Genomic DNA, 14481 nt, shown 5'->3' on the forward strand with positions numbered 1-14481 from the left:
GTAGTACAGATAGCAGCAGTAAGAGTTGTTTTACCGTGGTCAACGTGGCCGATAGTACCAACGTTTACGTGCGGTTTCGTACGTTCAAATTTTTCTTTAGACACAATCGTGTTCCTTCCTAGTTATGATTCGCTTTGATTAAAAAGACCAAAACGCGCCAGAATTTGTCATTTTATGCGCCAACTTTCGTCAACGCAATAAATTCATTACTTAATCAGTCAATTGCTTCTTTACCAAAATGGTCAATAAACAATTGGTATCATCAAGCTATAGCTTAATAAAGTTATTAACCACGTTCCGCAATAATTGCATCAGCTACATTTTTAGGTACTTCTGCATATTCAGAAAATTCCATTGAATACGAAGCTCGACCTTGAGTTGCGGAACGTAAGTCGGTTGCGTAACCAAACATAACAGACAGAGGAACCTGAGCTCGAATAACCTTCAAACCCGCATTACCTTCATCCATTCCTTCAATAATGCCGCGGCGACGATTAATATCACCAACCACATCCCCCATCCAATCTTCTGGGGTAGTTACTTCAACTTTCATCATTGGTTCTAAAAGCACTGGTTGCGCTTGCAGAGCACCGTTCTTGAAAGCCATTGAGCCGGCAATTTTAAACGCCATTTCATTTGAGTCTACATCATGATATGAACCGTCGAATAATGTAGCCTTGACATCCATGACAGGATAACCAGCAAGCACACCATTATTCATTTGCTCTTCAATACCTTTCGCTACTGAACTGATGTATTCACGAGGAACAACACCACCCACGACTTCGTCTACAAAAACAAATCCTTCACCCGGTTCAGATGGTTCTAGCTTTAACCAAACATGTCCATATTGGCCGCGACCACCGGACTGACGGATGAATTTACCTTCAATTTCTGTTTTACCGCGGATAGTTTCGCGATAAGCCACTTGAGGTTTACCCACATTACAATCAACACTGAATTCGCGTTTCATGCGGTCAACAATAATATCTAAGTGTAGTTCACCCATACCAGAAATCAGGGTTTGGCCTGTTTCATGGTCAGTTTCAACACGGAATGATGGGTCTTCTGCCGCTAATTTACCCAGAGCAATGGCCATTTTATCTTGATCAGCTTGCGAACGAGGTTCAACAACGATCTGAATAACTGGTTCAGGGAATTCCATACGTTCTAATATAACTTTATGATTTTGATCACAAAGAGTATCACCAGTCGTAACATCTTTAAGGCCGATAGCTGCTGCTATATCACCAGCTAAAACTTGCTTAACTTCTTCGCGCTTATTTGAGTGCATTTGAACAATGCGTCCTAAACGCTCACGTTTCTGCTTCACAGAGTTATAAACAGTATCACCCGTGTTCACCACACCAGAGTACACTCGCATAAAAGTGAGAGTTCCTACAAATGGATCTGTAGCAATTTTAAATGCTAACGCAGCGAAAGGTTCTTTGTCATCAGCATGACGCTCAACTTCATTCTCATTCTCATCAATACCTTTAATTGCAGGAACATCAATTGGGGATGGTAAGTAGTCAAGTACGGCATCTAAAACCGCTTGTACACCTTTATTTTTGAAAGCTGAGCCACAAGTTGCAAGGACAATCTCATTATTCAATGTTCGAGTTCGAAGACCTTGTTTAATTTCAGCTTCAGTTAACTCTTCACCTTCAAGATATTTATCCATTAACTCTTCTGATGCTTCCGCTGCAGCTTCAATTAAGTTATTACGCCACTCTTCAGCTAATTCTTGCATGTCAGCAGGGATCTCTTCATAACTAAAAGTCATGCCTTGATCTGCATCATTCCAATTAATTGCCTTCATTTTAATAAGATCGACAATGCCTCGAAACTCTTCTTCTGCGCCAATATTTAATTGAATAGGAACGGGAGTCGCTCCTAGACGATTTTCAATCTGCTTAATAACACGTAAAAAATCAGCGCCAGTTCGATCCATTTTATTCACGAATACAATGCGAGGTACATGATATTTATCTGCTTGACGCCACACTGTTTCCGATTGAGGTTCAACACCTGATGAGCCACAAAAAACAACAACAGCACCATCGAGAACTCTTAAAGAGCGCTCAACTTCAATAGTGAAATCTACGTGTCCAGGAGTATCGATAATATTAATACGATGATCATCAAATTGAGCATCCATACCACGCCAGAAGGTGGTGGTTGCAGCAGATGTGATAGTAATACCACGCTCTTGCTCTTGTTCCATCCAATCCATGGTTGCAGCACCATCGTGAACTTCGCCAATCTTATGAGAAAGCCCAGTGTAGAATAGAATACGTTCAGTTGTGGTTGTTTTTCCTGCATCTACGTGCGCACAAATACCGATATTACGGTAACGCTCTATAGGAGTTTTACGAGCCACAGTTGTATCCTCTTAGCTAATACCAATTTCTATAAATCACTTATTTAATAAACCAATAATATTTTATAGAAATTAGAATTTCAGGGGTCATGCTCTTGCAAGCATAATTCGATTTCAAGCAATTTTTTGATCACTTAAAATAGTAAAAAAGTGCTGCGAGAAAACTCGCAGCACAGAAGGTCGAACTAACGCGGCCTCTTTGCAAGCAAAGAGTTTATTACCAACGGTAGTGTGCGAACGCTTTGTTCGCATCTGCCATACGGTGAACGTCTTCACGTTTCTTAACAGCAGTACCTTTGTTTTCTGACGCATCTAGCATTTCAGCAGCTAGGCGCATTGCCATAGATTTTTCACCACGCTTGCGCGCAGCTTCAACCATCCAGCGCATAGCAAGAGCGTTACGGCGAACCGGACGAACTTCTACAGGCACTTGGTAAGTTGAACCACCCACACGGCGAGATTTAACTTCTACCGTTGGACGAATATTTTCAAGAGCTTCTTCGAATACAGCTAAGTGACCTTTACCAGATTTCTCAGCCATTGTATCTAATGCAGTGTAAACGATTTTCTCTGCAGTTGATTTTTTACCATCAACCATAAGGATGTTTACAAATTTTGCCAGCAATTCAGATTTGAACTTAGGATCTGGAAGGATCTTACGCTGGCCTATTACGCGACGACGTGGCATGGATGTTTCTCCGTTGTCTTCTTCAGGTTATCCAAAACTTTTCAGTTTTTTCAACAAAATATATTATTTTAGTGTTTGGCCTTACTTAACGCTTTCTCGTTTATAAAGAAAGATTAAGACTTAGGACGTTTAACACCATACTTAGAACGGCTTTGTTTACGGCCGTTTACGCCAGCACAGTCAAGCGCGCCGCGGACGGTGTGATAACGCACACCTGGTAAATCTTTAACACGACCACCACGGATAAGAACAACACTGTGTTCTTGAAGGTTGTGACCTTCACCGCCGATGTATGAAGTAACTTCAAAGCCGTTAGTTAGACGAACACGACATACTTTACGTAATGCTGAGTTCGGTTTTTTTGGAGTAGTAGTATATACGCGAGTACATACACCACGTTTTTGTGGACACGCTTCTAGCGCAGGCACGTTGCTTTTAACAACTTGCTTTACACGTGGCTTGCGTACCAACTGGTTAATAGTTGCCATTAAATAGCTCCTGATTTACGAAAATAAGCTTGTGAAAAATCTATCCCTAACTTCTGACTATAAATCTTATAGTAAGAAATAGGGACGCAAAATTTTATGCATCAAAGGTGTGTGTGTCAAGAAATATACAATTTTGTGAGGAGTATTTTTTTTATCCAGAGGGTATCAAACTATACTTCGGCTTTTTTATTCCCAAGTTAACGATTGTTCATGCTTTTCTGTTAATGAAACAAAATCATTATAATCAACCAATTGGCCCGAAAAAACCACTAAACCAGATAAGCCTCTCGCCTCAATATCTTCCTTAAGGTAGAAACAATGATCTTTTGGATCATTTTTCTCTTCTTGGATGTTTATCTGTTCAATTCCGGTATAAACCGCATCTTCAATCAGCAAAATGACATCGCCAGATGAGTAAAACAGGCGAGCTTGCTCTAAGGCGGGTTTATTTTTCACGATATGAAGCATCTTTTTACCTACCGATTTAATGATTTTTAAGATCAAAAACTAAGAAGTTTATTACATTGATGAAGCTTATTATTTAAATCCCGCGAGCTTAGCGGAATAACTGGAATCATTAATGCTGAAGGCGTTATTTCATAATGCTTTAATGACAACTCACACACATAAATATTTTCAATATCATACAATTCTAACAATTTAAAAGCGGCGGTATAATCCCTAGATAATACTTGCTCTGGATCTTGGTTCAATAGTAGTTGAGTGACACCGGCTCCGATAAAGAATACATCAATATTTTCACTATATACAGATGTTGCTAGTAACGCATCTAGCCCTTCACGACCTTTAGCGGTGGTATGGGGGAATGATCGAAATACAAAACCTAATTTCATTAGAATTGCACCACTCTATCTTGAATTAGTAACGCCTCAGCTAAGCTACCTAACCCCGCGAGTTCAAATTCTTGAGCGGTATTTGAAGCCAATAATTGGTGAGTCGTAGCTTCATGGCTATCTACGATACCACGGCGCAAAGATGCGGCTACACAGGATTCTAAACGTACCTTATGTTGAGCAGCTATAGTTTTCCAAGCTTTGTGCAAATCAAATTCATCATTAGCCGGCAACGTTAAGCTAGACGTATTATGTACACCGTCTTGATAGAAAAACACGCTCACCAATGTGTGCCCCTTTTCAATTAACGCACAAGCAAAACGATATGCATGACGAGCTGACTGGCTGCCATAAACTGAACCATTAACGAGCAAAGTATAAGTTAAAGGCTGGAAACTCACTTCTCTCCATCCTCAATTTTACGCTGGCGAATATAGAGATAAACCGTATGTTTTGAGATATTCAATCGGTCGGCAACACGGTTAATTGCGTCTTTAATATCAAAGATACCTTTATCGTAGAGATCCATTACAATTTGTCTATTTTTTGTATTATTTGAAACTGATTTATCTGTATTAATTTCTTCAATAGTGCGTTCAACCGTTTGATCCACCAGTTCTTCAACATCACTGGCAAAATTGACTGATGACGCAGCCTCTTCAGCTTCAGCCGTTGGCATAAACGCATGTAGCACATCAGAAAACGGTGCATCTAAATTAATGTTGATACATAAAAGCCCAATCACTCTCTGTTCACCATTTCGAATTGCAATGGTAATAGATTTCATCAGCACGCCACCTTTAGCGCGAGTAAAATAAGAACGAGAAAAGTTACGCTCTGAGCCTTCAATATCTTTTAACATTTTCAATGCAAGAACCGTAATAGGAGAACCTACTTTACGGCCAGTATTCTCACCATTGGCTATTTTAATCGCGGAAGTATTTAAATCTTCTAGCGAATGCAGCACAATCTCGCAATAGCTACCAATCAAACTGGCAAGGCCATCAACGACCGCTTCGTAAGAACTTAAAATAATCTTATCGTGTTCCGAAAATGGTTTAGCATGGACCGATTCAATTTCTAACAACGCTTCAGAATGAACAGCTTCAGAGTTCTCCACACACACCTCAATCAAATTTTATAAATTAAACAAATTGGCGTAAGTTTATCAGAAAATTTTAATTTGGTATTATTCGCTGTTCGATATGATGATTTAAAGCAAGTTTACTCACTATTTATCACAAAAATTAGATAAAAAAAGACCTATCGCAATAGGTCTTTTTTATACTATCAATAATATTTACCGCTTCCCCAAAAATGGGTTAGGTATTAAATCAAATTATTTATGTGCTGACGCTTGCGGCGCTGCATCAGCTTTCACAGACATTAATTCAATTTCAAATACTAAAGTAGAGTTAGCTGGAATCGTTGGTGTATCTTGCTCGCCGTATGCTAGCTCTGGCGGGATAACAACTTGGTATTTAGAACCGACTTTCATCAACTGAACCGCTTCAGTCCAGCCAGGAATGACACGATTTAATGGGAAAGTAGCAGGCTCTTTACGATCGTATGAACTATCGAATTTAGTACCATCGATAAGTTTACCCTCGTAATTGACTACAACAGTGTCAGTTGCCTTTGGAGTGATACCCGTACCTTCTTTCTCTACTTTGTAAAGAATGCCTGATTCTGTTGATTTTACTCCATCTTCTTTTGCGAACTTAGCACGAAAATCAGCGCCTTCTTTTTGAGCAGCAGCTGACTTCTCTTTTGCTTTGGCTTGCATTTTTTCTTGTACGCGCTTGTCTAAGTTTTGTAAAACGGTGCGTGTTTCTTCTTCTGTCATACCAGATTTTTTAGCAAATGAATCTTCGATACCTTTCAGGACAATATCTTTGTCTAACTTGATACCAATTTCAGCTGGTTTCTCAATACTTGTGTTTAGGTAGTTAGCGAAAGAAGTGCCGATTGCATAAGCGGCTTGTTCGTCATCTGTTTTGTATTGAGCCATAGCAGGAGAAGCCGCAGATTGTGCCTGTTCGACTTTTGGTGCAGTGGCTGATGCATCTTTCGCATCGTCTTTTTGACAACCTACAGCGAGTAATACAGTTGCTGCTAGCAGTGATACTTTAAAAATCGGTTTCATTAAATTCTCCAGCGTGATGGAAATCCATCATCATTATCATTTAAAAATTAATTATAAATTGTAACCACATAGCCTGAGATGAACGTGGCACCACAGATTATATTTCTACTTATTTTTAATAGTCTTTGTTAGCAGACCATATTTTTTGATGAAAGTTCATCAATTCACTATAATTTGTCTTAATCCTTTAAATCAATACCTTAAACGGACGCTATTACAACATAGCCCTGACAAATTTATACTAAAGCCGTCTCATTCTTAGACCATACTCACAAGAGGTAAGATGATAATCTCGCGACAATAAGATCATGATTATTGGTTAATGTATGTATAATCCAATTACTGTCTGCTTCACCTGTTTATAGGAATATCATGACTTCACATACGACTGAGCATCAACTAAAGCAACGCATTGACGATTTAGAATGCCAACTCGCCTTCCAAGAACAAACAATTAACGAACTCAATGACGCTCTCAGCCAACAACAACTGTTGATCAGTCGCATGCAAGATCAAATGAAATATGTTGTTGGTAAGGTAAAAAACTTAGATACCTCTGATCTTGCCGATCCATCAGAAGAAACACCACCACCTCATTATTAATCATTACAAAAAAGCGCTAGACCTGTTGGTTAGCGCTTTTTATCATCTATTGAAGATTAGTGAGAACAACCGCAGCCGCCATTACTATCACAGCCTTCTTTTTTCTCTTCTCCATGATCATGATCACAACAGTCACCGTCGTGGTCGTGGTGATGACCACCCGCTTGATGTACATGACCGTGAGCCACTTCTTCTTCTGTTGCTTCACGTACCGCAACAACTTCAACATCAAACGTTAATGTTTGACCTGCAAGCATATGGTTTCCATCAACGACAACTTCATCGCCATCTACTTCGGTAATTTCTACAGGGATTTGTCCTTGGTCTGTGTCAGCTAAAAAGCGCATACCAACTTCAATTTCATCCACACCATGAAAAACATTCGCAGGAACACGTTGAACTAAGCCTTCATTATGTTCACCGTAAGCATCGTCTGGAGCGATAACAATATTAAATTTATCACCTTGAACTTTACCATCTAAGGCATTTTCTAGGCCAGAAATCAGGTTGTTATTACCATGTAGATAATCTAACGGCGCCTCAACTGTTGACTGGTCAACAACCACACCATCTTCCGTTGTAACTTTATAAGCAAGGCTAACAACAACGTTTTTTTCAATATTCATATTCACTCCAGGCTTGGATTAGGTATAAAAATAAATGAGCACCTAATCGTTATGAGACAAATAATGGGGATAATGCTGGCAAATTTCAATCATTCAGGCTTAAAAATTCCAATCATTTGTTCCGAAGGGTAAGCCGATTGCTCCACCGCCTCGGATGTTTGCTGCTCTAAATAGTCACATTCTACACATTCGACCATTTCAATATTGTTTTCTTCCCATACCCGTAAGCTATCGGATTCTTTACATATTGGGCATTTCGCACCAGCAATAAACCTTTTTTTACTTGTCATTGTTATTCCTAAATATAATTTAATCCCAATGATTTTGAGTTTTACGGTCGCTTTCCATCTCTCGATCAAAGATTTCTTCCAGTTCCTTACGTGCTTCTTTCGCCCGCAAACCTGTGTCTTTATCTTCACTATGTTGAGGTAATAACTCTTTCAACATTGTGGTATCCAATTTTTTAAAGTGTGCTTCTGCTCGTTTCGCTTGATAAGGATGCATACCAAGTTCAGTCAGTACTTGCCGCCCTAAATCCAGTGCACCAAGAAAAGTTTCACGAGAAAATAAAGTCACGCCAATATTAAGTAATTGATAGGCTTCTACCCTACTGCGAGCTCGTGCCAATACTTTTAAATTAGGAAAGTGTTGCTTACACAATTCGGCAATTTTAAGCACTTCGTCGGGTGAGTCGGTACAAATCGCAATCGCTTCAGCTTCTTCTGCCCCAGCCGCGCGCAATAAGTCCAGTTGAGTAGCATCGCCATAATACACTTTATAACCAAACTTACGTAACACTTGGATCTGACTAGGATCGTTCTCTAATACTGTTAACCGAATTTTATTCGCGTACAACAAACGTCCAACCACTTGTCCAAAGCGTCCAAACCCCGCGACTATCACTCTCGGCTCTTCATTTACCACATCTGATGGCATATCTTCATTTAAATTAATGGTGCGACTAAACCATTTTTGTTGAGCCAATAAGATCAACGGTGTGGTCATCATAGATAAACTCACCACCACAAGTAAAAATGAAGTTATTTCTTTTCCTAACAGGCCTTGACCTTGCGCGGCAGTAAAAAGAACGAAAGCAAATTCACCACCTTGGCTAAGAATGGCAGCCATTCGACTGCGCGCTTTGCCTCGAGTCCCCATTAAACGCGCCAAGCCATAAATCAATAATGCTTTGATACTGACCAAAGCCACAACGGCTAACACTATTTTTATAGGATAAAGCCCTAATAAACCTAAATTGACGGCCATACCAACCGACATAAAAAACAAGCCTAACAATAATCCTTTAAATGGCTCAATGGCACTTTCTAATTCATGACGATACTCACTTTCTGCAAGTAAAACTCCCGCTAAAAAGGTTCCAAGAGCCATCGACAAACCCAGTTTTTGCATGATGACGGAAATGCCGATCACCAATAATAATGCAGCAACCGTGAACAATTCTCTCACTCGGCTCATCACCACAAAGCGAAATATAGGACGTAATAAATAATGCCCTCCGACCAATAAGCCGACCACACCGCCAATCATCCATACTGCATCGAGCCAATCACCACCGACATTGCCAGCCAGCAAAGGAAGCATAGCTAACATAGGGATCACAGCGATATCTTGAAAGAGTAAAATCGCGAACCCTGATTGCCCGGTTTCGGTTCCACTTAAGTCTTGTTCTTCAATAACTCGCAATGCAATCGCAGTAGAAGAAAGCGCCAACCCCATCCCAATAACCAAGCTATTTTGCCAACTGATACCAAATTGATGGGCGATCACAGATAGCACCAACGTCGTCACCAACACTTGCGCGCCACCCAAGCCTAAAATTGGGATGCGCATTTGCCATAATTTTTTGGGATTAAGCTCCAAACCAATTAAAAATAGCAATAACACCACGCCAAATTCAGCAAAATGCATCACACTATCAACATCGCTAATTAGTCCTAACCCCCAAGGACCAATCGCAATACCCGCAATTAAATAGCCAAGTACTGAACCTAAACCAAAGCGTTGAGCCAAAGGCACAGCAATAACCGCAGCCGATAAAAAAACCACGCTGCCTTCTAATAATTCAAAGGTCGATGATGCCATTGAAACTCCTTATTAATCGACAGCTCATTACATTGGATTGATAAGCCATTGACGATACATTTGCGCATGTTGAAGGCGAGTGGCCTGATCTACATTTCTCGCCCAATACAACACTAAAGGCTCAAGCCAATTCATTTGACATAATTTCGCCGTCAATTCAAAAGGCTGTAAAATTTGTTCCAGCGGATATTGGTTATAACCTTTCGCGGAGAAGGCTTGTTTAGATCCCCCAGTCGTGATGACACTACGCCAAGACTTTCCAGCTAGCGCGCGCCCCTCACCAAAAGCAAACCCTTTACCCAACACAGAGTCCATCCATTCTTTCATTAACGCTGGGCAAGAATACATAAATAAAGGATGCTGAAAAACGATCACATCATGCTCAAGAAGCAAGCGATGCTCCGCGGCAACATCAATAAAAAAATCAGGATAGCGTGCATACAAATCATGCACTCGAACGTGAGAAAGCCCTTGAATCGCTTTAAGTAATATTTGATTGGCAACAGAATCATCGGGATCAGGATGAGCAAAAATAACCAAAACTCGAGGAAAATCCTGTTGGTCAGAAGACTTATCAGAATCAGTGGAGGTAGATTGAAGCGGCGTAGCTTGAAAACGATCCTTCCTGTCAGACATCTCTCACTCCTTTTGATAGGCTCATCGGTATTCTTTAAGCTTGTATTCTTAAAATATATATTTTTAAAAATATGTCAGGCTTAACTTATGGATAGAGTAAGCATGAGTAGAATAAGTATAACGGTTTACATTGGTGTTTATCATATTTTCTTAAATTATCCTGAGCTCACGTTAAATAGTATAATTATCGACATCTAATCATGAAACGCCTACTATTCTCTGCGGTTTCATTTCGTTCATGCATTCAATTATCTAGAGCAAAAGTTAGATCACAACCCTATGATTATATTTTCAGACATTCAATTACTTCGCGGCGGAAAGCCATTATTAGACCAAGCCTTTGCGACTATTCATCCTGGTGATAAAGTCGGTCTAGTTGGCAAAAATGGCTGTGGTAAATCAACACTGTTTGCTCTACTTAAAGATGAACTATCTATCGATGCTGGTAATTTTCAGATGCCTTCCCATTGGGAGCTAGCTTGGGTTGCACAAGAAACACCAGCATTAGATCGAGCAGCAATCGACTATGTCATTGATGGCGATAGAGAGTTTCGAAATTTAGAGCAACAACTAGTTAAAGCTGAACAAGCCGACAACGGTACATTAGTTGCAGAATTACACAGCAAAATCGATATTGTGGGCGGCTATACCATTAATGCTCGAGCGGCTGAACTACTAAACGGTTTAGGCTTTAGCCAAGAGCAAATGCAATGGAGTTTAACCCAGTTCTCCGGTGGTTGGCGCATGCGTTTAAACCTTGCTCAAGCTCTACTGTGTCGCTCTGATTTACTCCTACTCGATGAACCGACCAACCACTTAGATTTAGATGCTGTTTTATGGCTTGAAAAATGGCTACAGAACTATCCTGGCACCTTGATTTTGATCTCCCATGACCGTGACTTTTTAGATCCGATTGTCGGTCGAATCATTCACGTTGAAAATCAAGCTCTAAATGAATACACCGGTAACTATTCTTCCTTTGAAACCCAGCGTGCTCAAAAGTTGATGCAGCAACAAGCCATGTACTCCAAGCAGCAAAAGCAAATGTCGCACATGCAAAGCTACATCGACCGTTTTCGCTATAAAGCCTCTAAAGCTCGTCAGGCACAAAGTCGTATTAAAGCATTAGAGAAAATGGAAAAAGTCCTGCCTGCACAGTTTGATAACCCATTTAACTTTGAATTTCGTGAACCGGCTGCCCTACCCAATCCTATTATGATGATGGATGATGTTTCGGCAGGTTACGGCGATAAATTGATCTTAGAAAAAATCCGTTTGAATTTAGTTCCAGGCAGTCGTATTGGTTTACTTGGCCGCAATGGCGCTGGTAAATCGACTTTGATCAAATTACTCTCAGGTGAGCTCAATCCACAAGGCGGCGACCTCACCTATTCTCAAGGTGTAAAGATTGGATATTTTGCTCAGCATCAACTAGAAACGCTGCATCCAGAAGAAACCCCACTGCAACACTTGATGCAAATTGCTACCAATCAAACAGAACAACAGTTGAGAGATTACCTTGGCAGCTTTGGTTTCCAAGGGGAGAAAGCGTTAGATAAAGTCGCGCCCTTCTCTGGCGGTGAAAAAGCGCGCTTAGTATTAGCCTTGTTAGTGTGGCAGAAACCGAATCTATTATTACTCGATGAGCCTACCAACCACCTTGATTTAGATATGCGTCAAGCGCTAACCATGGCATTGCAAACCTTTGAAGGAGCAATGGTAATTGTCAGTCATGACCGTTATTTATTGCGCGCGACCACCGATGATCTTTATCTAGTGGATGCCCAACAAGTAATGCCATTTGATGGTGATCTTGGTGATTACTATAAATGGCTAACCGACCAACAAAAACAAGATAGAAAAGATGCACAAGGTGAAAGTGATGATGCACCTAGCACCAATAGCGCCGCTAATCGAAAAGAACAAAAACGCCTAGAAGCAGAACGCCGTAAACAAACCGCGCCATTGCGCAAGAAAATCACCCAACTTGAAAGCCAAATGGACAAGTTGAGCCAAGATCTTGCTCAAGCAGAAGAACAATTAGGTGATGTTTCCCTCTATCAAGACGAAAATAAGGCTAAACTTACTCAAGTACTCAACCAACAAGCCACCAGTAAATCGCAGCTTGAAAATGTTGAAATGGAATGGATGGCACTACAAGAAGAGCTTGAGGAGTTAACCGATTAGATGTCTACGCCCTCTTTGTTTCCCCTCACCCGTGAACGATTGTGGCAATTTAGTTTGCAGCATTACGGCGTGCGTGAAATAAAAGAAGCTTGCTTAGTTTTACAGAACAGGCATAAAGGTACGGTTAACTTAATTTTATTGTTAAAATGGCTCGATGAACATGAATTGAGCCTTTCTAAACAGCAATGGGAACAATTAGATAACGCGATTGAGCGAACTGAAAACCTATTGCAACAATTTCGAGATTATCGACGTAAGGCCAAACCTCACTTACCAGATACACTTTATCGCGAATCGCTGCAATTTGAATTACAACTAGAACGCCAGCAACAATCAGATCTTGTTCATTGTATTAATCATCTTGATTTATCACCAAGCATAGGCCAACCAATGACGCATCTTTATTGTCAAAAACTAGGCGCGCCACATTTGTCTGCAATTTTTTATAAGATTGAACATTAAAGGCTTATCTTCATGATATCTACAAAATATATCCTGTTCATTCTGGCCAGTTTTGTCACCCTACAAGCAAACGCAGAAAGCGACACAACACCCCTAGTCGACTATACCGATTTTGGTCCTCTATTGACTTTAACTCAAGCACCAATCCAAGCGATGGGGCTATCACTCAAAACTCGCGATGCATTTGGTTGGAAAAAAGGAACATTAGAAGCCTACGGTCAAGGCACCATCTCTAGTGTTTGGGTTGATAATAGTGATTACATGGGCGATTACTATCAAAATGATATCAACGTGGGCTTGATCTACGCTCCTGCCGATGACTGGAAAATTGATTTTAATTACCTCTATCGTTTCGCCGCCAACAACAAACTCGACAGTGTTGTCAATGGCTTCCATAAAGTATTCGGCGTCAGTGCCAATGGTCGAGATGAAGTCGATAATGACCGCTTTTATATTAAAAATAAGAAAACAGGCCAAGTCGTCGAAGACTTTAAGGGGGATGCATTTAATAATGCCTTTAACCTTTATGTAGAAAAAACGGTCTTTGAAACTAAGCGTCAAGCTCTATCATTTGGTGGCGCTTTGTATTACAACAAAGTATTCAACGGTGAATTCGCCAATAGCTCTTTCGAACAAGCACTTCAACTTAATTATTCCTTTTATTTAACGGATTCTAACCGCTTTTATACCAGTGTTAACGTTATTCATCATGATACCGATAGTGTCGATTTCGTGAGCCTAAGAGAGTTCACTACTAATGGTAGTTTAAGTTACCAATATATCTTTAATGAACGTCATTCTCTCGTCGCTGAATTCAGAATACAGCAAGGTGCGACGCATAATGATGAAAGTGAACTCAACATGATTACCTATGAACCGATTGTCGGTTACCGTTATAACCTCGGGTTTGGCGCGATTGAATTTTCTATGACTGAAAATGTAATTAATAGTGATAACGCGGCTGACTTCACCATGACACTTGGGTATCGCCAACGTATTTAACCTGTCGCTACCGTTATTTAAAATCGGTGGTTCTCTGGAGCACATAAATGATCATTCCATGGCAAGACATTGGTCCTGACACGCTGGATAACTTAATCAAAGAGTTTATCTTACGTGAAGGCACCGATTACGGAATACAAGAAACCTCACTTGAAACCAAGATAAAACAAGTTAAAGAACAATTAAAATCCGGCAGCGTCGCGATTGTTTTTTCAGAATTACATGAAAGCGTGGATATCAAACCGGTCAATCAACTGAATTAATGGTTAAGATTATGCTCAAGTAACTCCATGGTGCAGAATA

Annotated in this window: 18 protein-coding genes; 5 read left to right on the forward strand and 13 right to left on the reverse strand. The window is 40.3% G+C overall.

Translation table 11 applies throughout. From position 1 onward, the window contains the following. From HC725_RS16665 to fkpA, 9 genes are all read right to left on the reverse strand, one after another. On the reverse strand, nucleotides 1-104 hold a 104-nt coding region (locus tag HC725_RS16665; protein WP_238928544.1), incomplete at its 3' end, for a GTP-binding protein. Between the two features lie 182 nt (nucleotides 105-286). Continuing rightward, on the reverse strand, nucleotides 287-2383 hold the full coding sequence (fusA, locus tag HC725_RS06980) for an elongation factor G (RefSeq protein WP_190331110.1): 2097 nt from the start codon (nucleotides 2381-2383) through the stop codon (nucleotides 287-289). 217 nt (nucleotides 2384-2600) lie between these two features. Then, on the reverse strand, nucleotides 2601-3071 hold the full coding sequence (rpsG, locus tag HC725_RS06985) for a 30S ribosomal protein S7 (RefSeq protein ID WP_190331111.1): 471 nt from the start codon (nucleotides 3069-3071) through the stop codon (nucleotides 2601-2603). 113 nt (nucleotides 3072-3184) lie between these two features. Beyond that, the gene (gene rpsL, locus HC725_RS06990; RefSeq protein ID WP_190331112.1) at nucleotides 3185-3559 is read right to left on the reverse strand and encodes a 30S ribosomal protein S12; all 375 of its coding nucleotides are present in this window, start codon (nucleotides 3557-3559) and stop codon (nucleotides 3185-3187) included. A gap of 186 nt (nucleotides 3560-3745) precedes the next feature. Continuing rightward, on the reverse strand, nucleotides 3746-4015 hold the full coding sequence (tusB, locus tag HC725_RS06995) for a sulfurtransferase complex subunit TusB (protein ID WP_190331113.1): 270 nt from the start codon (nucleotides 4013-4015) through the stop codon (nucleotides 3746-3748). Between the two features lie 44 nt (nucleotides 4016-4059). Beyond that, nucleotides 4060-4413 (reverse strand): sulfurtransferase complex subunit TusC, encoded by a 354-nt coding sequence (tusC, locus tag HC725_RS07000; RefSeq protein WP_190331114.1) that lies wholly within the window; start codon nucleotides 4411-4413, stop codon nucleotides 4060-4062. After that, nucleotides 4413-4814 (reverse strand): sulfurtransferase complex subunit TusD, encoded by a 402-nt coding sequence (tusD, locus tag HC725_RS07005; protein ID WP_190331115.1) that lies wholly within the window; start codon nucleotides 4812-4814, stop codon nucleotides 4413-4415. The genes tusC and tusD overlap by 1 nt, the downstream gene beginning before the upstream one ends. Next, complete coding sequence (locus HC725_RS07010; protein ID WP_190331116.1) at nucleotides 4811-5533, reverse strand: PAS domain-containing protein; 723 nt, start codon at nucleotides 5531-5533, stop codon at nucleotides 4811-4813. Before HC725_RS07010 ends, tusD begins: the two co-directional genes overlap by 4 nt. 219 nt (nucleotides 5534-5752) lie before the next feature. Continuing rightward, on the reverse strand, nucleotides 5753-6559 hold the full coding sequence (fkpA, locus tag HC725_RS07015) for an FKBP-type peptidyl-prolyl cis-trans isomerase (RefSeq protein WP_190331117.1): 807 nt from the start codon (nucleotides 6557-6559) through the stop codon (nucleotides 5753-5755). A gap of 372 nt (nucleotides 6560-6931) precedes the next feature. Between fkpA and HC725_RS07020 the strand changes: the two genes are divergently transcribed. Continuing rightward, entirely contained in the window at nucleotides 6932-7162 is a 231-nt protein-coding gene (locus HC725_RS07020) for a SlyX family protein (protein ID WP_190331118.1), read from the forward strand. 56 nt (nucleotides 7163-7218) lie between these two features. On the opposite strand, the gene slyD is transcribed toward HC725_RS07020, so the two are convergent. The 4 genes from slyD to kefG all read right to left on the reverse strand — a co-directional run bounded on the left by slyD (nucleotide 7219) and on the right by kefG (nucleotide 10527). Beyond that, complete coding sequence (gene slyD / locus HC725_RS07025; protein ID WP_190331119.1) at nucleotides 7219-7788, reverse strand: peptidylprolyl isomerase; 570 nt, start codon at nucleotides 7786-7788, stop codon at nucleotides 7219-7221. Between the two features lie 89 nt (nucleotides 7789-7877). Continuing rightward, the gene (locus HC725_RS07030) at nucleotides 7878-8078 is read right to left on the reverse strand and encodes a YheV family putative zinc ribbon protein (protein WP_190331120.1); all 201 of its coding nucleotides are present in this window, start codon (nucleotides 8076-8078) and stop codon (nucleotides 7878-7880) included. 19 nt (nucleotides 8079-8097) lie between these two features. Next, the gene (gene kefB, locus HC725_RS07035; protein ID WP_190331121.1) at nucleotides 8098-9891 is read right to left on the reverse strand and encodes a glutathione-regulated potassium-efflux system protein KefB; all 1794 of its coding nucleotides are present in this window, start codon (nucleotides 9889-9891) and stop codon (nucleotides 8098-8100) included. A gap of 27 nt (nucleotides 9892-9918) precedes the next feature. After that, on the reverse strand, nucleotides 9919-10527 hold the full coding sequence (gene kefG, locus HC725_RS07040) for a glutathione-regulated potassium-efflux system ancillary protein KefG (RefSeq protein ID WP_190331122.1): 609 nt from the start codon (nucleotides 10525-10527) through the stop codon (nucleotides 9919-9921). A 279-nt stretch (nucleotides 10528-10806) separates the two neighbouring features. Between kefG and HC725_RS07045 the strand changes: the two genes are divergently transcribed. From HC725_RS07045 to HC725_RS07060, 4 genes are read left to right on the forward strand one after another with little or no spacing between them, the layout of a single operon-like run. Further along, entirely contained in the window at nucleotides 10807-12714 is a 1908-nt protein-coding gene (locus HC725_RS07045; RefSeq protein WP_190331123.1) for an ABC transporter ATP-binding protein, read from the forward strand. After that, nucleotides 12715-13176 (forward strand): TIGR02444 family protein, encoded by a 462-nt coding sequence (locus HC725_RS07050; protein ID WP_190331124.1) that lies wholly within the window; start codon nucleotides 12715-12717, stop codon nucleotides 13174-13176. It abuts the gene before it with no gap. Nucleotides 13177-13188: 12 nt separating this feature from the next. Beyond that, entirely contained in the window at nucleotides 13189-14178 is a 990-nt protein-coding gene (locus tag HC725_RS07055) for a DUF3187 family protein (protein WP_190331125.1), read from the forward strand. 47 nt (nucleotides 14179-14225) lie between these two features. Then, the gene (locus HC725_RS07060) at nucleotides 14226-14441 is read left to right on the forward strand and encodes a YheU family protein (protein WP_190331126.1); all 216 of its coding nucleotides are present in this window, start codon (nucleotides 14226-14228) and stop codon (nucleotides 14439-14441) included. Nucleotides 14442-14481 lie beyond the last annotated feature (40 nt).

Source organism: Vibrio sp. S17_S38, assembly GCF_014694375.1.
In the GTDB taxonomy this organism is placed as follows: domain Bacteria; phylum Pseudomonadota; class Gammaproteobacteria; order Enterobacterales; family Vibrionaceae; genus Vibrio.

Bases quoted from the DNA above. Each gene is read 5' to 3' on its own strand.
- HC725_RS07060 (WP_190331126.1), top strand. From the start codon at position 14,226: ATGATCATTCCATGGCAAGACATTGGTCCTGACACGCTGGATAACTTA.
- slyD (WP_190331119.1), bottom strand. From the start codon at position 7,788: ATGAATATTGAAAAAAACGTTGTTGTTAGCCTTGCTTATAAAGTTACA.
- fkpA (WP_190331117.1), bottom strand. From the start codon at position 6,559: ATGAAACCGATTTTTAAAGTATCACTGCTAGCAGCAACTGTATTACTC.
- HC725_RS07055 (WP_190331125.1), top strand. From the start codon at position 13,189: ATGATATCTACAAAATATATCCTGTTCATTCTGGCCAGTTTTGTCACC.
- rpsG (WP_190331111.1), bottom strand. From the start codon at position 3,071: ATGCCACGTCGTCGCGTAATAGGCCAGCGTAAGATCCTTCCAGATCCT.
- kefG (WP_190331122.1), bottom strand. From the start codon at position 10,527: ATGTCTGACAGGAAGGATCGTTTTCAAGCTACGCCGCTTCAATCTACC.
- HC725_RS07030 (WP_190331120.1), bottom strand. From the start codon at position 8,078: ATGACAAGTAAAAAAAGGTTTATTGCTGGTGCGAAATGCCCAATATGT.
- HC725_RS07045 (WP_190331123.1), top strand. From the start codon at position 10,807: ATGATTATATTTTCAGACATTCAATTACTTCGCGGCGGAAAGCCATTA.
- kefB (WP_190331121.1), bottom strand. From the start codon at position 9,891: ATGGCATCATCGACCTTTGAATTATTAGAAGGCAGCGTGGTTTTTTTA.
- HC725_RS07050 (WP_190331124.1), top strand. From the start codon at position 12,715: ATGTCTACGCCCTCTTTGTTTCCCCTCACCCGTGAACGATTGTGGCAA.
- HC725_RS07020 (WP_190331118.1), top strand. From the start codon at position 6,932: ATGACTTCACATACGACTGAGCATCAACTAAAGCAACGCATTGACGAT.
- rpsL (WP_190331112.1), bottom strand. From the start codon at position 3,559: ATGGCAACTATTAACCAGTTGGTACGCAAGCCACGTGTAAAGCAAGTT.
- tusC (WP_190331114.1), bottom strand. From the start codon at position 4,413: ATGAAATTAGGTTTTGTATTTCGATCATTCCCCCATACCACCGCTAAA.